Here is a 19,537-nt window from a genome sequence, read left to right as displayed (position 1 = left end):
TCGGCGTGCCGAGGGGGCCCCCCGGCCGCTCCCCTCAAGTGGGACACTTTAGGCTTACTCCGGCCGCGCGATGATCTGATGTTGGGCGTCCAACCCGATGCGGCCGCGCTCCAGTCCGTGTGACTGGCCCCCGCTGTTGTAGATGACGAGGACAGCATTGTCGTGGGTCGGCATGCTTGGCAATGTCACGGTGACGCTGGCGGTGCCGTCGGCCTTCGCGGTGAAACTGTTCGTCTTCCCGGCGCCGTCCATCGGCGTGAAGCTGATCGGATTCGTGTCGAAGTGGTTCTCGAAAAGGCTGTAGCTCGCGTTCGGCTGCAGGTTCTTGAACGTCGCCTCGAGCGTCACCTTGCCGTCCTTCTCCGTGATGGAGACGGTTCCGGTGGCGGCCAACCATGATTGGAGATTGAAGCCTAGCGGCTTGTGCTCGGCGTTGAACAGCTTCGACGTCTTGGGATCCTGGTCGATGAACGGCGGCCGAACGCCGGCGACGTGCTTGATGCCCTGCGGACCGGTGGCTTCTGCAGCGGCGGAATCCTCGACGAAGACCTGCGGATCGAGCACCTTAGGCTGTTTCGTCTCTGCGGAGAAGAAAGCGGCGTGCGTGACGAACTCAAGCTTCAGGGGCGAGGCCGCGAAGACGCCTCCGACGGAAGCGAAAAGCAGCCCGGCCGCGGCGGCCGAGAGGACGAGACGTCGTTCGAGCGTTTTGTGCATTGGAGTACCGTTACCTTTTGAGGTGACCGAACGAGCACATCGAGCCCGCCCGGCGCCATGGAAGGCACCTAGCGGACACGGAGGCCCGACCTTCAGTTCGTTGCGATCCCCTCGAAGTTACGTCGCCCTTGGCGAAAAACTTCGCGAATGGCCGCCCTCTAGCTGCCTGTGGCGACCCCGATCAGTTCCGAAAGACCCGCGAGCGTCCGGATTTCCCGGTCCGGTCGGCCCGGAAGGCGCTCCGGCCGCTGTCCGTACCGGTTGCACCAGACGACCCTCATGCCGAAGGCTGACGCCGCATAGGCGTCCCACGAATTCGACGAGAGAAAGCAAATCTGCTCCGGCGGAATCCCGAGCCGGTCGACCGCATAGCGGTAGACAGCGGAGTCGGGCTTGTACACGCCGACTTCCTCGACCGAGAGCACCGCGTCGAGCAATTCGTGGATGGCTGCGTTCCGGACGGCCCCGTCAAGCATCGCGGGAGATCCGTTCGAAAGGATCGCCGTCCTGAGGCCTGCCGCCTTCAATCGCCGGAGAATGTCAGGCGCCTCCGGAAAAGCCTCGAGTTTCAGATACAGGTCCATGAGGCGGTCGCGAAGGCCTGGCCGATCGATCTTCAATGTCTCAAGGGCATAGTCCAAGGCGTCGCCCGTCACCTGCCAGAAGTCCGCATGTCGTCGCTGTATCGCGCGCAACCAGGTGTATTGAAGTTGCTTGTCGCGTCAGAGGACGGTCAGCTTGTCGAGGTCGGCGCCGAGCATGTCCCGGCAGCCACGTGTTGCGGCGGCGAAGTCGAACAAGGTGCCGTAAGCGTCGAAGACGCAGGCCTTCACGTCGAATTGAAGCGTCGAAGTCATTCGGAACGTTCCTTAAGGGACCTGGTCAGGTGCCTTCCCGCCGTGAAGCAGAGACGCTAGGCTTGCCTGCAACAAGCCTCGGAGTCCTGACGCGGCGGGCACGGCACCGTTCCGTAAGAGCAGAATACGCAGCAGTCGCCGTCCTTGGGCTTCAAGCGGACGCCGCAGTGCCTGCAGTCGTAGAAGAATTGACAGGCGTCCGTCGGCATCCGCTCGGTCGACTCGTTGCCGCAGTTCGGGCACCGAATGGTGGAATCGAGGGTCATGTTTGCTGCTTACTCGATCCGCGTTTCAGGTGCGCGCGCCCTGCAGGGCACTGGTATCTTCCGGCCGCTCGAGCACATAGACGGCGCCGAGAACGAAGCCGAATACGATATGCAACATCAAGGTCATGACCGGTGCCATCATCCCGAGATGGGATCCGAAGAAGCCGGCGCCGGCCATCGGCATTATCGCGACCATCATGATGAGCCAGGCACCGACGGCGAACACGATGCCTCTCAGCCAGTGGCTCTCGCCGGGGAGGCTAGTGTTCAGCCACGCGAACAGCGTGCCCCAAAGCACTGTTCCGATCATGGAGTGCATCGCCCAGCCTACGGCCGGCGATGCACCGAGCATGTCGGCGACCATCTTGATCGGGTTGAGCTCGGGCATCACGCCCATCATCGCCTTTATCGCCATGAGGCCAGAAAGAACGACGGTGGCTACGAAGCCTGCCACCATTCCTTTCATCCAATTTCCTGTCGTCATCGCATCTCCTCCATCTGTCCGTCGGCGACGAACCGTCACCGCACCGTTCGACGGGAGGGGCGAGATGGTTACGCCACACTTCGCGCGCGACGGCAGGTAACCTTTCGCAGGATGCGGCGAACCAATCCGCAGGTATCGTACGGAAAGTCGGAGCATGTTGCGCCACGTCCGGATCACGCATCGAGCGAGCGGCGAGGTCATCGCGGAGGGGCCGATCGGATTCTTCGGAATCACACCTTTCGAGGGCAACTACTACATCGCGCGGAAGTACCTGAAGACTTCGCGGCTAAAGCCGAATTGGATTCCCGGGTTCTGCGTCTACAAGTTCCTGTACGTGTGGCTCGACCTGCGTCTTCCAGACGGGACCCGCGAACCGTCGATTGGATGGTTGTACTGGCTGCCCAATCCGCTGTTCTTTTTAATCGCGTTCCGACCGGCCGTCCCTCAATCGTCGCCGGCGTTATCGGTACAGGAGATCGCTTGAAGCAGGAGGGCACCGGCGCCGGTCCAGGTGCGGCGCGGATGCCGTCGCGTCGCACGCTCCTGCTGCGCGCGTTGGCCAGCATGGCCGCCGGACTCGCGTCGGGCGAGGCCGCCGCGGTCGAAGACGACGTTCCCAATTTCGAATCCGGAAGATACCAGTTCACCATCGTCCGCCCTCGAGAGCAGCTGCCGTCGGTCAGGCTATTCCGTCTCGGTGGTGGCACGACCGACCTATCGTCGCTGCTCGGCAAGCCACTCCTCGTGAACTTCTGGGCATCGTGGTGCGCTGCCTGCCGCATGGAGTTGCCCGCTCTCGACAGGCTGTATCGAAACGCCTGGCGGGGTAGGGTGCATGTCGTCGCGATTTCGGAAGACCGCGGTCCGCGCGAAACGGTCGCGCGCTTCGTGAAGTCGCTCGATCTGAAGGCGCTTCCGATCTTTCTCGATCCCAACGGGTACGTGGCGTACTCGGACCGCGACAACGCCAAGAAGGCGCCGTTCGCGCTCTACGGCATGCCGATCACCTACGCCGTCTCGAGCTCAGGCGCGGTCGTCGGCTACATACCGGGCGATGCGGACTGGTCGTCCGCAGCGGCGGACGACCTCATCGCCTATCTGAGCAGAACGTAAGAGCTGGCGACCCGCTACGCTGTCTTACGGAGGTCCGCCACTTCGCCGCGAGCGGGATAATTGTTCTTCACGACGAAATCGATCGCCGTCAGGATGTCCGAGAAATGCGGCCTCGCGAACGGCATGGTCTGCACGCTGCCAAAGTAAAGGGTGCCGTCCGGCTTCACCAGGTAGATGGCAGGCTCCGAAAACAGCGCGGGCTCATCGACGCCGGCCGAGGTCTTTCCGCGCCCCGACGATACGTAGAGCCCCCAGTGGCGGGCCGCGTCGAGGGAAACTCCGTAGCCGATACGCAGCCGCGACAATCCCCACGTCTGCAGGGTCTGCTCCGCCCGCTCCTTGTCGTCGGTCGATAGCGCCACGACCGAGACGCCGCGCTTCTCGAACTCGTCGAGCTTGGACTCGAGGTCCTTCAACTGCATCTTGCAGATCGGGCAATGAAGGCCGCGATAGAAGACGAGCAGCGTAAAGTTGGCCGGCTTTTCAGATGCGAGATCGAATTGTCCGCCGCCGGCGAGATCGACGCGCAGCGCTGGCACGGCTTGGCGCGGCACGAGGGGAACGAGATCGCTCAATTCGGTGTCCTTTCAGTGATGGCCCCGATGGCGACCATAGTTCGAGACACGCGCACAGGCACGTCCGATATTTTTCCGACTCCCGCGTAACCTTTCTTCGTGGCCGGCGAACCTTGGCGTCGAGACGTCTCAACGCCCAAGGAGAACCCACCTCATGTCCTCGAACGTCCTTTGCAAGGCTATCCTGTTCGCCGCGGTTGTCGCGATGCCCTCGCTCGTGAACGCCGGAGAGCCTTTCGACGCCAAGGCCTTCCAGGCCTCTCAGGCCGCCGGCAAGTCGGTCCTCGTTGACGTCACCGCGCCGTGGTGCCCGACCTGCAAGCAGCAGAAGCCGATTGTGCAGGCGATCGAGAAGGAACGTCCGGATCTCGTCGTGTACGATGTCGATTTCGACACCGCGAAGGACGTGCTGCGGCAGTTTCGCGTTACGCAGCAGAGCACGCTGATCGTGTTTAAGGGGCAGAAGGAGGTCGCTCGATCCACCGGCGAGACCGATCCTGGCTCGCTTCGTTCGCTGGTGGCGAAGGCCTTTTGAGGTGTCCGCAAATCTAGCGTTGGGCTACGCCGCCGGCGCGCTGTCGACGCTCTCGCCTTGCGTGCTTCCGATCCTTCCGATCGTGTTGTTCGGCGCGCTCGAGCGGCATCTGTGGGGTCCAGTCGCGCTTGCCGCGGGGCTGGCGGTTTCGTTCGCCGCAGTGGGGATTGCGCTCGCCTCGGTCGGCTTCAACATCGGTATTGATCCGGAGACGCTACGGCTCGCCGTCGCGGCCCTGATGGGCGCGGCCGGCGTGGTCCTTCTGGTGCCGGCGCTGCAGGGCAAGGTGGCCTCCATCGCGTCTCCGATCGCCGGCAGGGGCCAAGTTCTGCTCGACCGGCTACAGCCGTCCGGCATCTGGGGGCAGTTCGCGCTGGGCGCCGTGCTCGGCGTGATCTGGTCGCCGTGCTCGGGGCCGACGCTCGGCGCCGCGATCGGTCTCGCAACGCAAGGCGACGATCTCGGGAGGGCGGCGTCGACCATGGTGGCCTTCGCGCTCGGTGCGGCGACGCCGATCCTCGCGCTCGCTTACGGTTCGCGCCAGGCGATCATGGTGCGGCGGGACTGGATGGCGCGCGTCTCCCGCATCGGCAAACCGCTCATGGGGGCCGCCTTCTTCGGCATCGGGCTCTTCGTGCTCACGGGTCTCGACAAGGTCGTCGAGACCTCCCTGACGAACGCCATGCCGGAATGGCTGGTGAACGTGACGACGCGTCTGTGACGCCCGTCGATTTTCAACCCGAGGAGAAAACGCATGCCTACGCTGAAGAAGACACTACAGACCCTGGGATCGATCGCTGCCGTCGGCGGCATGATTGCGTCGACACCGGTCCCGGCGGCGGCCCAGGGGGCGAACCCCTGCGCGCCCAAGACGAAGTCGTCCAATCCGTGTGGGCCGAAGGCCAAAAAAGCCGCCAATCCGTGCGCGGCGAAGGGGAATCCGTGCGCGCCGAAGGGGAATCCGTGCGCGCCGAAGGGAAACCCTTGCGCCGCCAGGAAGTAACGAACGCGGGTTCGTTGACGTATCTCGTTCAGCGATGTTGCAGGATCGAATGGAGAAGGCGGCGGGCATCGCGAGATGACGCCGTCTTCGGCCATTCAGGCTTTCAAGGTTCATCATGATCGTTCGACAGGCGAAGGTACCTTTTGCTGACGAGGCGCCGATCCTTTCGCCGGAGATGCTGTCGCGCATGGCGACCGCAGCGGAGACCGTCGTCGATTGCATGCGCGAGCTTCACGAAAGCGGGAGCAACCTGGTCGTGGAGGCCCTGCGCGGTAGCGAGGAGTTCGTTGAGTGGGAACACTATCCACGCGACGACGTGCGCGATCCGGATACTCATTCCCAATTCTTCTTCCACGCGCACGCCCTGGACGACCGGGAGCGACCCGACTATGCCCACTTCCACGCGTTTATGGGCGCGGCGGGAATGCCGCCTGGCGTTGTTCCGGCGAAACTCGATGGCTACAGCTCACGATCCGCAGAAGATGGCACTGCGATGTCCCATCTCGTTGCGATCTCGATGACGCCGACGGGCATGCCGGAGCGACTGTTCACCACGAACCGCTGGGTGACGGCGGAGACGTGGTACTGCGCGGGCGACGTGATCGCGATGCTCGATGGATTTGCCGTCGGCGGGGCGCGCCCCCTCGACCGCTGGATCACTTCGATGCTGGTTCTGTTCAGACCGCAGATCGAGCGGCTTCTCCACAAACGCGACGCCGCGGTCGATCGTTGGCGTGCGGCGCATTCCGACTGCAACGTCTTCGAGGATCGGCGTCTCGAAATCACGTCCTCGATGGATATCTCGCTCGAGGCGCACATCGTGTGGCTCGACGCACGGTTGGAAGGCGGTGGGTGACGCCGCGCGCGTCCGCGGAGGTAACCTTTCGGGCGCTGCCACGAATATCGATACAGACGGGAAGATCACCCCGTCGGACCAGCGACCATGCACTTCGCAAAGTCGCCCGAACCCGGAGGAACTCGAATGTCCAATCGCACGCTCAATGCAATGGTCGCCGGCGCGTTCGCCGTCGCCGTCGGAACGCTCGCCGCCACATCGGCCACCGCGCAAAGCAAGGCCGACATGGAAAAGATGATGAAGGAGAAGCAGGCCCAGACCATGAAGGCGATGGAGGGCGGCAAAATGGAGAAGTGCTTCGGCGTGGCGCTCAAGGGCCAAAACGACTGCTACGCCGGAGCCGGCACGACCTGCGCCGGAACTAGCACAATCGACTATCAGGGCAACGCGTTCAAGCTCGAGCCCAAGGGCACCTGCACGACCATGAACACGCCGAAGGGCGCCGGAAGCCTCACCCCGAAGGCCTGACGAATCCCGGGCGGGCCGCCATGGCCCGCCCTCAATAATCGAGATCGCCATGCGCTTTCACTCGTCGTCACCAGAAGATCGCATACCGGCGCGTGCCGGCGTCGGCCTTAAGGCCGAGCACTACCGCACGATCATCGATACGGCGCCCGACATCGGCTTCTTCGAGGTGCATGCGGAGAATTACATGGGCGCGGGCGGTCCGCCGCACCGCTATCTTTCGGCGATCCGGGAGCGCTACCCCTTGTCCCTTCATGGCGTCGGATTGTCGATCGGAGCGGACCGTCCGCTGGACAAGGATCATATCGCGCGGCTGAGACTGCTCCGGCAGCGTTATAGACCCGGTCTATTTTCCGAACATCTGGCGTGGTCGACGCACGACGCCGGTTTCCTGAACGACCTGCTTCCTGTGCCGTACACGTCCGAGACGCTCCAGCGTGTCGTCGAGCATATCGACCAGGTCCAGACGGCCCTCGGCTGTCAGATGCTTCTGGAGAATCCGTCGACCTACGTCGCGTTCGCCGAGAGCACCTACGCGGAGACCGATTTCATCGCCGAAGTGGCTAAGCGCAGCGGCTGCGGCTTGCTGCTCGACGTTAACAACGTCTTTGTCACATCGACCAATCAGCAATGGGATCCAGTTGCCTACATCGAAGGCTATCCGCTCGCCAGTGTGAAGGAGATCCACCTCGCCGGAAACGACCGACAGGCCGACGAGACCGGCAGGCCGCTTCTCATCGATACTCACGATCGCCCGGTCGAGGATGCCGTCTGGTATCTCTACGAACTCGCGGTGCGGCTCGTTGGTCCGGTGCCCACGCTGATCGAGTGGGATGCACAAGTGCCCGCCTGGTCGACGCTCGCCGCGGAAGCGAAGCGGGCCGAGGCGATCATGTTCGCAAACCGGCCGGAGAGGCCACGCCATGCCGTCGCTTGCTGAACTGCAGCGCGGCTTCGCGGCCGCGTTGATCGATCCCGCGCTTCCGGCGCCGGCAGGCGTGGTCGGGCCGGACGGCAAACCGAGCTCGAGGCGTTTCGCCGTCTACCGCAACAACGTGATAGTCGGCCTGACGCAGACACTGCGGGATGCTTACCCCGCCGTGCATTGCATCGTCGGATCGGAATTCTTCCTCGCCTTGGCCCGCGCCTTCGTCGTCGGCGATTTGCCCCGGTCGCCGATGCTCTTCGACTATGGCGCGGGCCTACCCGATTTCATCGACCAGGTCGAACCCGCCTCCGTGTTGCCTTATCTGGCCGACGTGGCGCGTATCGAGAGGGCCTGGATCGAGGCTTACCATTCGGCCGAGTCCACGCCGGTCGGTCCTTCGGCGTTTGCCGAGATCGATCCGGACCGGCTTCCCGCCATGAGTCTTGTGCTGCATCCGTCCGTCCGGGTCGTCCGCTCGCGCTTTCCGGCACTGACGATCTGGCAGATGAACGTCGAGGGCGGCGTTCCCGGTCCGGTCGATTTGGCGGCCGGCGGCGAAAACGCGCTCGTTGTCCGGCCTGACGCCGACGTGGAGGTCCGATCGATTCCGGACGGTAGTCCGGAGTTCATCCACGCGCTCGCATCCGGAAGGTCGGTGCTGGCCGCGTTCGAACAAGCGCTCGTCGCCGACCCGGGCTTCGACCTGGCGGCGAACTTGACGGATATCATCCAGGTCGGCGCGGTGATCGGCTTCGAGACCGCACGGGAGCCGCTGAAGCCATGAGTTCGCTCGCGACAATCTCTACCGTCGAGGACGTCGTGCGTGGGGCGACGGAACGCCTCGCGCAGGTCGCCCTCGTCGTGGCGCCGCCGTTGCTGCGCGTCGCTTTGGCACTGCCGTTTTTCAAATCCGGATTGACGAAGTGGGACGGCTTCCTGTCCCTGTCGCCGGCGGCGTCGTTCCTTTTCGAAGACGAGTTCAAGCTGCACATCTTCGGACACGCGTACGATTTTCCTTTTCCCGCCGCGTTCGCGTACTTCGACGGCATCGCGGAGATCGTATTGCCGGTCTTGCTGATCCTGGGGGGCGCGACGCGCTTCAGCGCGCTTGCGCTCCTGGTCATGACGGGGGTGATCCAACTCGTCGTGCCGGAGGGTTGGGCGAATTTCCATTTGCCGTGGGCGGCGCTCGCCGTCGCCCTCATGGCGCTCGGTCCCGGCAAGCTTTCGCTCGATCATCTCGCCGCATCGCTTTGGCGGCGCAGGGTCCCTGACGGAGGCCGTCCATGACCGAGCGAAACGGTCGTCCTCCGCGGCTCAGGCTCGTCGGAAGCGAAGGCGACGCTGCGCCGGCCGCCCGCGAGCCCGCCGCCCGCGACTCCGACTGGGCGATCCTGATGGCTCATGCCCAGGACGGCGACAGGTCGGCTTATCAGCGCCTGCTTCGGGAAATCGCTCCGTACCTGCGTTCGCTGGCGGCGCGCCGCCATCGCGACCCGAGCGACGTCGAGGACGCGGTGCAGGACATCCTGCTGACCGTTCACGCGATCCGGCATACGTTCGATCCGACAAGGCCGTTCGGTCCGTGGCTGGTGACGATCGCGAACCGGCGGTTCATCGACCGGCTCCGGCGGCAGGGACGCAAGCGCGATCGGGAAACGCCGCTGATGCCCGAACATGAAACCTTCGCCGAGCCTCAGGCGAACCTTGAAGAGAGATCCGACAGACACGAACTCGAAAAGGCGATCGACGAGCTTCCCCCAATGCAGCGCAAGGCGGTACAGCTACTCAAGCTCAAGGAGATGTCCCTGAAGGAGGCCTCGACGGAGAGCGGCATGTCGATCGCGGCGCTGAAGGTGAACGTGCACCGGGCGGTGAAGAGCCTGCGGAAGATTCTCGGCGATCGGAGCGAGCCATGATTGCGACACCTGATCTCATCGAATCTCTCTCGAAGAACTTGAAGCCGGTACGCCGGCTGCGTTCTCCGGTGATGCGCGCTGCCTGCTGGCTTCTGCTCGCGGCGGTCGTCGTGGGTCTCCTGGCGGTCAGTCAGGGGATCCGTCCGGATCTCGCGACGCGGATTCATGATCCATCGTTCGCCGCCGGCATGACCGGAGCGATCCTGACGGGCATGCTCGCCGCAGTCGCCGCCTTCCTGGTGAGCCTGCCGGACCGGTCGCGCCTGTGGCTCTTTCTGCCAGCGCCGGCAGTCGTCCTTTGGCTGGCGAACATCGGCTACCAGTGCCTCGGCGATTGGGTCTCGTTCGGCCCCGACGGCGTCTCGATCGGAGAGGCGACGCGTTGCCTCGCCACCCTGGTGCTCACCAGCCTGCCGCTGTCGCTCGCGATGCTCGTCATGCTGCGCTACGCGGCACCGCTACGTCCGACCGCGGTGACCTGCATGGGCAGCCTGTCGGTGGCGGCGATCACCGCGACGGCCCTGTCGCTCTTCCATTCGGGAGACGCGACACTCATGATCATCATGTTCAACATCGGGACGGCAGTGATGTTCGTCAGTCTCGGGGGGCTGTTTGGACGCCGCATGATGCAATGGATCGCACCGCGCCTTTCGATCCGCGACTAGCCGGAAAGGATCTCCATGGCTCATCTCCCGTCGTTGCCCGCCAAGGCCACGCTGCTCGACGTCTTCAAGACGTTTCCGGAGACGAACCGTTCGCCGCTCGAATTCACGATGCGCTACTGCACGGGCATCGCCATTCACTGAGGCCGAATGCGAGATGATCGCGGCCTACGTATCGGGTCTGAACAGTTGCCGATACTGCCACGGCGTGCGCACGGCGACAGCCGAACGTCTCGGTGTTCCGCAAGGGGCGGTCGCAGCACTGCTGGCCGACGATGCGCAGACGGACATTCCGGCGAAGATGCGGCTCGTGCTGGCGGTCGCGGTTAAGCTCACCGAGCGGTCTGACAGCGTGACGAAGTCCGACGTTAATGCGGTCTTTGCTGTGGATGGGACGGCCAAGCGTACTACCACCTCGTCGCGACGGTGGCGCTCTTCAACTATATGAACCGGCTCGTCGAAGGCCTCGGCATCGAGCTCGATCAGGCCTACGCGGACGTCGCCGCGTAGCGCCTCGCCGACCGTGGCTATTGCCCGCTGATCCAGATTCCGGGCACAATGAACTGTTCTACAGTCGCCACCGACAATGGATATCTCTGCATGGCACTTAGCGGACGAGGGCGGCGCCCTAAATATCGTTGTGAATGATATTTGCGACCGCGTATCAAGGGATATCATTCCTGACCTCGATGAGCTGAACGACACGGTGCGTCGATCTGATGAAGTCAAACGCAGATAGGAATTTTGGGGCGGGAAATTATGGATCGCCGCGAAGGTTCGAGTTGTTGGCTTTCTTCCACAAGCACCTCGGAAACCGAGGTAAGGCCAAGTTATATCTTGAGGAGGCTAAGAAGCGTCCGAGGAGATGATCAGAAAGAATGCAAAGTATTTAAAAGAGATTCCAAAGAACGCTCCGATATTTTTGCAGATCAGAGTGATTTGCGATGCGCTCAGCGAGATTGGTTATGGTTAGAGTGCCCAAGGTGCGCTGAGGCGCGGACCACACATCATCTCTCCGGGTACAGACGAGATGGCCAATGGACGGAACGCCTTGGCTCAGAGATCGAGCCGACTCGTTATAACATGAAGCGAAGGCCGGTGGCGCGATGGAGCGCCTTCAGGTTCTCCGGCGTCTGGCAAACGATAAGGCAATCTTGGCCAAGGCTTTGCATGGCAAAGCGGAGCGAAGAGCCCGTTGCTTTCAGACGCTCCTGCATCTCTAGGAAGATTTTTGGGTCGGTCCAATCATTGTTGACCGTGAGCTCGATCCGCTCGGTCCTGCCGGCGCTTTTCAGCTCGACCCAGGCGACGCCTTCCTCCACATCGACGTAGTCCTCAATCTCATTGAAGGAGAGACCGCCCCTGGTCATGCGGCAAAGCCTCTTGACGATGGTCTTATAGGCGCCGTGGCCCTCGATGAACTCGACGTCGAAATACCAGACGTCATCGCTGGGCGGATCGAGCGAGACATGGGTTGCCGGATCGTAACCCTCATCGCCCATCGCGATCAGCAGCGATTCAAATCCACCCTTCTCGATGGTAGCAACCGATCGTTCGGGCTCCCATTGAGTCCTCGGTTGATAGAGCGCCTCCGCGGAGACGCCTTCGCGAAGCGAGAGGCCGCAAGCGGCAACTGTATCCAGCATCTGCTGCAGGGATCGTCGTTTCCGAAAACCAAAGAACACGGGTATCTCCCAATCCGATCGATTGCGCAGATGGTCTTTTCCTCAGCCGTTGCGGCGGAAAGCCAAGCGCAGGCTCACAGGCTGAAGCATGACGGTGGGCGGCAGTTGTCTGACCGAGTTGCCAAGAGCGATGATGGTCGAGCGATCAAGCTACTCCCGCACGCCTCTTCTATCTCGGCGAAATGGTGACTTAGTTTTCTAGTTTGCGTTTCGACTGCGCGATTCGGGTCTCCGAATCGACCTGCAAGCCGTGCAGCTTTGACTGGGTTATGGTGATGGCGTCGCGCTCCCCGTAGGCCCGGCGCGGCGCGGCGGGCGACTTCGCTTGGGCTGGGGGAAGTCCCACCTGGGAACCGGGTTCCTTGGCGATCGGCGTGGTCGTGACCTGAGCACCCGGCCGCTTTTTCAGAATATCGGCGATGAAGTTCGCGACATCCGCTGGCGGCACCAGTCGGCCTGGCCGGATCTCGACATCCACGATTCTGCGCGCGACCGGATCGTAGGCACACTCATAGGCGTGGCGGATCCATTGATTTTGCATCGTGAGCACGCGGATGGCGTCGCCGCGATAGCGGACGATGCCGTCGGCACCCGGCTGCTCGGCCTGGGTGAACATTCCTCCGAACGGCCGCGACAGCCAGTCGTAATCAAGCGGCGCCTTAGCCTCGATCAGCGGCACACAAGCCTGCGCTGCAGCATCGGCGCTTCGGTGGACACAGCTGGCATCGCATGCCGCCGCGGAGGGGGCGGCCGGCGGCTCCGCCAGGGTCGGGGGCAGGCTGGGCGAGGATTGTGGAGCCTGAACCGTGCGGACAGGCTTGTCAGCTTGCTGTCCGGTGGCAACAGTAACTCCCATGAGCGAGATCGCCGATCCGAAAAGAGCACTAACGAAAGTTCGGGAGCACCGGCTGCGGCAAGGCACCCAGCGAAATTCGCGATCAGGTTCACTCAGATTGCGCATGTTCATTTTCAACTCGGCAAAACAATATTTCTATCAATTCAATTCTAACATCATTTGCAGCGTAATCAACGCGGGTCGAAATCATACCCTCTGCCGTCACGAAAGCTTAATCGAACTCGCAGTTGTTCATCTTCGTGATCCAGTCGGCGTCCAGGTTCAGGAACGCTTCGGCGACATCGATATGTCTTTTCGCAACGGCTAGCGCCGCCGCTGCGGACAACAGCATGGATTGGTCCCAGGCCGCGTGCCGATGAAGGCTTACATTCTCGACCATTTGCGCAGTTGCGCGGTGGTACTCATCGGCAAGGGCCTCGGGGATATCAGCCCCGCGCCCAGTCCGACGAGCGATTTCAATGGCGGTCGGTAGCTGGAAAAATCCGAAGTCAATCGGGTCTTTCGCATCGTTCGCAATCTGCACGATATAGTGAGCGGCCGCATAGGAAGCCGTATAAACGTCGTCCTGATGACACAGGCTCGACTAGAGACTGAACCATATCTCATTGCGATAGCGGCCCCGGCCTTTGGTCCCGCTGATGAGGCTAGCACCCGCAATAAGTCCGGCACATCGGCGGCACCGCCGTAGGCGTGCTGAACGTCTCCCCAACGCGGATCATCAAGAGACAGCATCAGACTAATTTATCCCCAGCCTGTGCGGCGTTAACCTGTCTCGGACCGGTAGTTCTTTACGGGTGCATAACCTCGCGGAAAGAACGCAGCGTCACTAACGTATGAATAACATACTGCTGGCGCGTCACTTCTCTGGCTGATTTTCAGTTTTGTCAATCCGTTGAGGGCGATGCCGATATCAGAGCAGGCAAGTTCACTATGCCGCATTGCCGCAGGCAAAGATTCGGTGGTGTGGATCGCAGGTGCCTTGGCTGGCCGAGGGGAGCGCTTCAGCCAAGCGCTTCTCAACAATTTTCGATAATTTTTGCAGGTTGGGCCCCGGCCAGTTGTCTTTTAACTGTTCGTTAGTGATTGCGGAGTTCCGCGGCACTGACTCTTGAACTGTTTGAGGGCGAGTGGGGTATTTGTCACAAATCGTTGGGTCGGCATTGCGATGTCACGCGCGAGGGATGGTTCTCGGGTCTGAAGCTGTTTGGACTGACGCGTCTGCTTCCTTTTGCCGGCGCTCGCGTAACGCTTCGGCGTCGAGCACTTCGCGGTGCGAAGAGTCGCCAACCAGAACGGCAGCGCCCCTATCATCAAGCAGCAATGGCGAATTTGGCCGCGGCGCAGCCCCCCGCTCCTCGGAGCGACTAGCCTTGGCGAGGGGCGGCGGAATTCCGCCATCACGATCATCGTTCAATGTCTGAATCATGACTTTTAAGGGAGTTGTCACCGTGAAAAAGCTTCTTCTCACCACCACTGCCATCGTGGCGTTTGCGACATCCGCCTTCGCCGGCGGCTCGTCCACCACGCTCACCCAGATCGGCGCGGGTCACCGCGCTGACATCGACCAATCGGGCGGCACCACAGGCTCCGTGGTTTTCCAGCAGGACAACGGGGGCAGCAGTTCCGGCGCCAACGTTCTCACGATCACTCAGGGAGGCAGCGCCAACAAGGTCTACGGATTGAACATCAACTACGATCCGCGCGGCGGACAGTCCGGTACCGCGAACAGCACCACGGTGAATCAGAGCGGCAACGCCAATCTTGTTGGGGTGCGCCAGGCAGGTGCCAACCAGAGCATTGCTGTGACCCAAAGCGGCAACAACAATGACGCAGCATATCTCTTGCAGACTACCGCCCCGGCAAATCCATCGACGACGCCGAATACACTCTCTCTGTCGCAGTTTGGTAGTTCTTTGGCTAGGTCGTTCCAGACAGGCAGTTCTCTCTCCGCCGCCATCCAGCAGGGGAGCGCAAGCGCCTCGGGCAGTCTGCTGGAGATTTACAATGAGCAACAGGGAAGCAACAACAGCTTTACTGCGATGCAGGCGGGCACAGGTGGATATATCCAGAACCAGCAGGCCGGTACAAACCACACCGTCGCCGTCACGCAGAACAGCTCCGGTTCGGATGTGGTGCGTAACTTCCAGAGTGGCGACAAAAACGATCTGCTTGTGATCAATCAGGGCGGCAACGGGAATACGATCGGCAACGTTCAGCCGGGCACCTTCAATCGTCTTACGGTTGATTTGCAAAACGGCAGCGGCAACACGATCGCGAGCGTCCAGTCTGGCACCTCCAATACCGCACGTGTGGCGATGCAGTCCGGAAGCGGTAACTTCATCTCCAATACTCAGTCCGGCTCCAACGGCAACGCCGAGTATAGCCAGACCGGTTCGGTTAACCGGGCGATTCTGCAAAACCAGGTTGGCGCCTACGGGCAGTTGACCGTGACCCAGGATGCGACCTCGCTCAACAGCGTCGTCGTCGCCTACCAGAACAGCGCGGCGACTGCTTCTGTTCCGAACAAGATCAAGGTCACGCAGTCGGGCGGCAGCGACAACAATGCCTATGTGCTCCAGGGTGCGGCGTTCGGGTCGACGCTGCCTGTGGCGGGCGACGCGTCGATCGGCCTCACGTCCGGTGTGGCCGGCAGCGGCAACACGATCACTGTCAGCCAAACCGGCGGCGCCAATTACGCCGCTGTCAGCCAGGTCGGCAGCAACAACACGGCGACAACAGTGCAGAACGGCACCAGCAACAGCGCGGTCGTCAGGCAGTAGGCCTCAGGCATGCGGCGAGGAATCTGTCAGGTGGGTAGGTGCCCACCTGACGTGCGATAGCGTTTTAGCTAGTATCTTTTGGAGATTATCATCATGAAGAAGCTTCTTCTCACGACCACTGCCATCGTGGCGTTCGCGGCATCCGCCTTCGCCGGCGGCTCGTCCACAAATCTCACCCAGAGCGGCACGGCTCAGAGTGCTGACATCGACCAGTCCGGCGGCATTGTTGGCACGGTCGTTTTCTCGCAGAGCGACGGGGCCGGCACCGGCAACAACGTGATCACCATCATCCAAAGTGGCAGCTCGAACCAAGTCCATGGACTGGTGTCAGCGAACAACCTCGGCGGCGGGCAGTCTGGCACTGTCAACACAGCGACGGTATCTCAGAATGGCGGCTCCAACATTGCTCGGCTCGGGCAGGTCGGCGCTAACCAGAGCATCGCCGTGACCCAGAGCGGCAGCTACAATTACGCGGGCGACCTCATTCAGACGAGTGCCGCGTCGAACACCGCGGCGACGCGGAACTCATTAAATCTATGGCAGTATGGTTCCGGGTCTTCGGCCAGGTCGTTCCAGACAGGCAGTTCTCTCTCCGCCACCATCCAGCAGGGGACCGTAAGTGCGTCGGGCGCTAACCTGAACGTCTACAACTATCAACAGGGAAGCAACAACAGTCTTACTACGACGCAGGCGGGGACGGGCGGAGCGATCGAGAACTCGCAGAGCAGCACGTACCAGACCGCCGGCATCGCGCAGACCGGCGAATACGGCTTCGTGATGAACATCCAGGACACTGGCACCAATAATCATCTGCTTGTGAGCAATCAGGGCGGCATCGAGAACTCTATTGGTAACGAGCAGTACGGCTCGTTCGGCCACGTCACCGTGAACAATCAGCTTGGCTATAACAACGGAGTCAGTGCGCGCCAATTTGGCAGCGGCAATACGTTGACGGTTACCACGCAGGATGGCGAAGGCAACGTGATCGTCAGCTATCAGTCCGCCAACAACGCCAGGCTGACTGTGCAATCGCAGACCGGCGACAGCAACCACATCGTCAACTACCAGTATGACACCTCGAATATTGCTGATGTGGTGCAGTCCGGCACCCGCAACACGATCACCAACAGTCAGTTAGGCAACTCGAACCAAGCCGACTTGGTACAAACCGGCACCAACAACACGATCAGCAATACTCAGTCGGGCTCCAACGGCAACGCCGAGTACACCCAGAGAGGTTCGGGTAACCAGGTGACCTTGATGGAGCAGAATGGCACGTACGGCCGGTTGAGCGTGACCCAGGATACGTCCTCGCTCAACAGCATTGTCGTCGCCTACCAGAACAGCGCGGCGACCGCGGCGGCTCCGAACAAGATCACGGTCACTCAGTCGGGCGGCAGCGGCAACAACGCCTATCTGCTCCAGGGGGCGTCTTTCACGAGCCATGCGCCGGACGTGGGTGCAACAACGATCGCCTACACGGCCGGCGCTCTCGGCAGCAACAACACGATCAACGTCAATCAATTCGGTGGTGGCGCCAACTACGCCGCCGTCAGCCAGGTCGGCAGCAACAACACCGCGACAACGGTGCAGAACGGCACCGGCAATCGCGCGGTCGTCAGGCAGTAAGCCGCAAGGCTTGTCTCGCGAAGTATGTCAGGCGGGCTCACGCCCGCCTGACATTGTCATGAGCTGTACGTCATTTAACATGACAGCGACTTCGATTAAGGAGACTGCGCCATGAGAACGCTGTTGCTGGTCTCCGCATGCGTGTTTGTTCTTGCGCCGGCACCATCCGCGCTCGCTGTTGGCTCGACCACCTTCCTCGTGCAGGTCGGCGTCCAGACGGCCAACATTGATCAAACCAAGGCCAATTTCGGTCAAGTCGGCACCGCCCTCACGGCGTTCACCCAGAACAACACCGGAGGTACCGGCAAAAACATCATCCACATCATTCAGGCCAATACCGGCGCGCCCCATCAGAGTGCCAATAATACGGTAAATGGCGTGCAGTCCGGCTCGACGAACCTTGCCAGCATCTATCAGTATGGCAACACCGGCAGAGTGATCATCAATCAGATCGGTGACAACAACGGCAACTGGATCGCCTTCACCCATACCATCGAGCAGAAAGAAAGCGCAGATCACAATTCGGTGGAGCTGTCGACCACCGGCAACGACAATGATTTCAGCGTCCTGCAGGAAGGTGGCGTCGGCAACACTGCCGCGATCAGCCAGATTGGCAGTTCGAACACGGTGAGCACCACCCAGAACGGGGCCAATCTCGTGTTGTCCGTGGTTCAAAGCGGGCCGAGCAATCTCAATAGCGTTCTGTCCAACCAGCTCGGTAGCCAGCACAGCCTCGCTGTTACGCAGGACGGCGGCGGCGGTCACGCGGCGAACAGCGACCAGAACGGCATCGGTAATTCTACGACGGTCATCCAGCACGGGGCGAGCCAGCAGGTGTTCAGCACCCAGTCAGTCGGTGGCACCGGTGTGCTCGGCAATGCGGCGACCTTCGTGCAGGACGGCTCGGGCAACCAAGCGCACAACACCCAGTCCGGCAGCTCTGGCCGCTTGAGGGTGAACCAGACCGGCCGCGACAACGAGGTGACGCTGAGCGATCAGATCGGCAACGGAAATATCGCGCTCCTGATCCAGTCGGATACCCGCAACATCGTAGTGCTGTACCAGAATGGCAACATCAACAACGCCAGTTCGAGTCAGTCGGGCGGTTACCAACTGGCAACGCTGTCGCAATACGGCAGCAACAACACCATCGTCGGTACGCAGGCCGGCGGCGGTAACAGTCCGGCGCTGGGTAATTCGGCGATCGTGACCCAGGGAGCGGAGGCCGCGCGGAGCAATGGCAATGCCGCCACCTACAGCCAGAGTGGTGCCGGACACTCGCTGACCATCAGGCAATAATCCGCGAGCCCGTGATATTAGCGCGCCGTTAGCTAATATCCCCGGCTTCAGTGCCCTTCGGGGCGCTGAGGTTCGATTTGCTACAATTTGAATGGCCAGTTTAAAGGCGGCTTTCCACCCCTCTGCGATGCTTCGCGCATTGCAAAAATGCGGCAGGGGGAGCGGGTTATGAAGGTCAACATTTTCAGCATGGGTCTGATGGCCGGACTTACAGCGGTGCTGGCCTCCACCACGACGCTGGCGTCGGTTATCAGTACCGGCACCACCGCAGCGAGTTTTGTCGTCTATCAGGCACCCGCTAGCGGCGATGTCATCGTCATCACCCAGAGCGACACCCGTAATCAGGCCACGGTCACCCAGAACGCCGACAGCAGCGCGATCACGATCGTGCAGAACGGCAGCGGCAACACCTTTCAGGTGATCCAGGCGGGCATGCAGAACGCCAGCGGCATGAAGCAGGCTGGGAATGGCAACGGTGCCAGGCTCGGTCAGAATGGCACCGCCTTGTCGGCGACTGTCATGCAGGATGGCGGCGGCAACAGCCTGCGCGCCGATCAAAGCGGCTTCAACCAACTCCTGATCGCGAGCCAGACGGGTCTCGGCAATACCCTATTGGTCAACCAGAGTGGCAACTCCAACCAGATCAACGCCTCGCAGAACGGCAACAACCAGTCTGCGTGGCTGGCGCAGTCCAGCAGCAACAATCTGATCATCGCCAGCCAGGTCGGTAGCACCAATCAGCTCTCGGTAAACCAGGTATCGAACAACAACGTCGCATTTGTTTCACAAAACGGCCGCGGCAACGTGGCTCACATCCGCCAGTAGTTCAGCGCGCCTTTCTTCATTAGCCAAACCGGATATTTGCTTAATAAATCGTTGCAGTCTGCTTGCCCCGACCGCCTTGGCCG

Annotated in this window: 25 protein-coding genes and 1 pseudogene; 17 read left to right on the top strand and 9 right to left on the bottom strand. The window is 61.6% G+C overall.

Annotated elements, in window-relative coordinates:
- Positions 1–54: 54 nt before the first annotated feature.
- From HNQ36_RS08865 to HNQ36_RS08855, 5 genes and pseudogenes are all read right to left on the bottom strand, one after another.
- Complete coding sequence (locus HNQ36_RS08865; protein ID WP_210311955.1) at positions 55–717, bottom strand: hypothetical protein; 663 nt, start codon at positions 715–717, stop codon at positions 55–57.
- Between the two features lie 158 nt (positions 718–875).
- Positions 876–1,427 (bottom strand): annotated as a pseudogene (locus HNQ36_RS08860) (haloacid dehalogenase type II); the annotation flags it as partial.
- Between the two features lie 12 nt (positions 1,428–1,439).
- Positions 1,440–1,574, bottom strand: coding sequence for a hypothetical protein (locus HNQ36_RS26420; protein WP_283814021.1), 135 nt, complete (start codon positions 1,572–1,574; stop codon positions 1,440–1,442).
- 56 nt (positions 1,575–1,630) lie between these two features.
- Positions 1,631–1,840 (bottom strand): GDCCVxC domain-containing (seleno)protein, encoded by a 210-nt coding sequence (locus HNQ36_RS26135; protein ID WP_081758540.1) that lies wholly within the window; start codon positions 1,838–1,840, stop codon positions 1,631–1,633.
- Positions 1,841–1,865: 25 nt separating this feature from the next.
- On the bottom strand, positions 1,866–2,324 hold the full coding sequence (locus HNQ36_RS08855; protein ID WP_024921600.1) for a DUF6789 family protein: 459 nt from the start codon (positions 2,322–2,324) through the stop codon (positions 1,866–1,868).
- A gap of 154 nt (positions 2,325–2,478) precedes the next feature.
- Here HNQ36_RS08855 and HNQ36_RS08850 point away from each other — a divergent pair, with 154 nt between their 5' ends.
- Together HNQ36_RS08850 and HNQ36_RS08845 are read left to right on the top strand one after the other, a co-directional pair.
- Positions 2,479–2,808 (top strand): hypothetical protein, encoded by a 330-nt coding sequence (locus HNQ36_RS08850; protein WP_184083892.1) that lies wholly within the window; start codon positions 2,479–2,481, stop codon positions 2,806–2,808.
- Entirely contained in the window at positions 2,805–3,437 is a 633-nt protein-coding gene (locus HNQ36_RS08845; RefSeq protein WP_184083889.1) for a TlpA disulfide reductase family protein, read from the top strand. The genes HNQ36_RS08850 and HNQ36_RS08845 overlap by 4 nt, the downstream gene beginning before the upstream one ends.
- Positions 3,438–3,451: 14 nt before the next feature.
- Here the strand turns inward: HNQ36_RS08845 and HNQ36_RS08840 are convergent, their stop codons facing one another.
- A complete protein-coding gene (locus HNQ36_RS08840) occupies positions 3,452–4,012 on the bottom strand; it encodes a peroxiredoxin-like family protein (protein WP_024921597.1) in 561 nt (186 codons plus the stop codon).
- Positions 4,013–4,166: 154 nt separating this feature from the next.
- On the opposite strand from HNQ36_RS08840, the gene HNQ36_RS08835 reads away from it, so the two are divergent.
- From HNQ36_RS08835 to HNQ36_RS26130, 11 genes are all read left to right on the top strand, one after another.
- Positions 4,167–4,547: a thioredoxin family protein gene (locus tag HNQ36_RS08835; protein WP_184083887.1), complete on the top strand. Its 381-nt coding sequence runs from the start codon at positions 4,167–4,169 to the stop codon at positions 4,545–4,547.
- A 1-nt stretch (position 4,548) separates the two neighbouring features.
- The gene (locus HNQ36_RS08830) at positions 4,549–5,268 is read left to right on the top strand and encodes a cytochrome c biogenesis CcdA family protein (RefSeq protein ID WP_024921595.1); all 720 of its coding nucleotides are present in this window, start codon (positions 4,549–4,551) and stop codon (positions 5,266–5,268) included.
- Between the two features lie 397 nt (positions 5,269–5,665).
- Positions 5,666–6,406 (top strand): DUF6969 family protein, encoded by a 741-nt coding sequence (locus HNQ36_RS08825; RefSeq protein WP_184083885.1) that lies wholly within the window; start codon positions 5,666–5,668, stop codon positions 6,404–6,406.
- A 126-nt stretch (positions 6,407–6,532) separates the two neighbouring features.
- Complete coding sequence (locus HNQ36_RS08820) at positions 6,533–6,874, top strand: BufA1 family periplasmic bufferin-type metallophore (RefSeq protein ID WP_184083883.1); 342 nt, start codon at positions 6,533–6,535, stop codon at positions 6,872–6,874.
- 49 nt (positions 6,875–6,923) lie between these two features.
- Positions 6,924–7,811 (top strand): MNIO family bufferin maturase, encoded by an 888-nt coding sequence (gene bufB, locus HNQ36_RS08815; RefSeq protein WP_184083881.1) that lies wholly within the window; start codon positions 6,924–6,926, stop codon positions 7,809–7,811.
- Positions 7,795–8,583: an HvfC/BufC N-terminal domain-containing protein gene (locus HNQ36_RS08810; RefSeq protein ID WP_184083879.1), complete on the top strand. Its 789-nt coding sequence runs from the start codon at positions 7,795–7,797 to the stop codon at positions 8,581–8,583. The genes bufB and HNQ36_RS08810 overlap by 17 nt, the downstream gene beginning before the upstream one ends.
- The gene (locus HNQ36_RS08805; RefSeq protein WP_024921589.1) at positions 8,580–9,089 is read left to right on the top strand and encodes a DoxX family protein; all 510 of its coding nucleotides are present in this window, start codon (positions 8,580–8,582) and stop codon (positions 9,087–9,089) included. The genes HNQ36_RS08810 and HNQ36_RS08805 overlap by 4 nt, the downstream gene beginning before the upstream one ends.
- Positions 9,086–9,718, top strand: a complete 633-nt coding sequence (locus HNQ36_RS08800) for a sigma-70 family RNA polymerase sigma factor (RefSeq protein WP_024921588.1) — start codon at positions 9,086–9,088, stop codon at positions 9,716–9,718. Before HNQ36_RS08805 ends, HNQ36_RS08800 begins: the two co-directional genes overlap by 4 nt.
- Positions 9,715–10,383: an NrsF family protein gene (locus tag HNQ36_RS08795; RefSeq protein WP_024921587.1), complete on the top strand. Its 669-nt coding sequence runs from the start codon at positions 9,715–9,717 to the stop codon at positions 10,381–10,383. Before HNQ36_RS08800 ends, HNQ36_RS08795 begins: the two co-directional genes overlap by 4 nt.
- 15 nt (positions 10,384–10,398) lie before the next feature.
- Positions 10,399–10,524 (top strand): hypothetical protein, encoded by a 126-nt coding sequence (locus HNQ36_RS26415; protein WP_283814020.1) that lies wholly within the window; start codon positions 10,399–10,401, stop codon positions 10,522–10,524.
- 13 nt (positions 10,525–10,537) lie between these two features.
- Entirely contained in the window at positions 10,538–10,828 is a 291-nt protein-coding gene (locus HNQ36_RS26130) for a carboxymuconolactone decarboxylase family protein (protein WP_246395319.1), read from the top strand.
- A gap of 628 nt (positions 10,829–11,456) precedes the next feature.
- Here HNQ36_RS26130 and HNQ36_RS08785 read toward each other — a convergent pair.
- The 3 genes from HNQ36_RS08785 to HNQ36_RS26125 all read right to left on the bottom strand — a co-directional run bounded on the left by HNQ36_RS08785 (position 11,457) and on the right by HNQ36_RS26125 (position 13,444).
- Positions 11,457–12,065 (bottom strand): hypothetical protein, encoded by a 609-nt coding sequence (locus HNQ36_RS08785; RefSeq protein ID WP_184083877.1) that lies wholly within the window; start codon positions 12,063–12,065, stop codon positions 11,457–11,459.
- A 190-nt stretch (positions 12,066–12,255) separates the two neighbouring features.
- Entirely contained in the window at positions 12,256–13,032 is a 777-nt protein-coding gene (locus tag HNQ36_RS08780) for a hypothetical protein (protein WP_184083875.1), read from the bottom strand.
- Between the two features lie 100 nt (positions 13,033–13,132).
- Positions 13,133–13,444 carry a hypothetical protein gene (locus HNQ36_RS26125; protein ID WP_246395318.1) on the bottom strand — a complete coding sequence of 104 codons (312 nt, stop codon included), beginning with the start codon at positions 13,442–13,444 and terminating at the stop codon, positions 13,133–13,135.
- Positions 13,445–14,369: 925 nt separating this feature from the next.
- Here HNQ36_RS26125 and HNQ36_RS26545 point away from each other — a divergent pair.
- From HNQ36_RS26545 to HNQ36_RS08755, 4 genes are all read left to right on the top strand, one after another.
- Complete coding sequence (locus HNQ36_RS26545; protein WP_160166489.1) at positions 14,370–15,701, top strand: beta strand repeat-containing protein; 1,332 nt, start codon at positions 14,370–14,372, stop codon at positions 15,699–15,701.
- A 93-nt stretch (positions 15,702–15,794) separates the two neighbouring features.
- On the top strand, positions 15,795–17,330 hold the full coding sequence (locus HNQ36_RS08765; RefSeq protein ID WP_152544209.1) for a beta strand repeat-containing protein: 1,536 nt from the start codon (positions 15,795–15,797) through the stop codon (positions 17,328–17,330).
- Positions 17,331–17,441: 111 nt separating this feature from the next.
- Positions 17,442–18,629, top strand: a complete 1,188-nt coding sequence (locus HNQ36_RS08760; RefSeq protein WP_024921582.1) for a hypothetical protein — start codon at positions 17,442–17,444, stop codon at positions 18,627–18,629.
- Between the two features lie 168 nt (positions 18,630–18,797).
- Positions 18,798–19,454, top strand: a complete 657-nt coding sequence (locus HNQ36_RS08755; RefSeq protein WP_184083873.1) for a hypothetical protein — start codon at positions 18,798–18,800, stop codon at positions 19,452–19,454.
- Positions 19,455–19,537: the final 83 nt, after the last annotated feature.

The organism is Afipia massiliensis, from assembly GCF_014203115.1.
In the GTDB taxonomy this organism is placed as follows: domain Bacteria; phylum Pseudomonadota; class Alphaproteobacteria; order Rhizobiales; family Xanthobacteraceae; genus Afipia; species Afipia massiliensis.
This window is presented reverse-complemented; position numbering and strand designations above follow the sequence as displayed.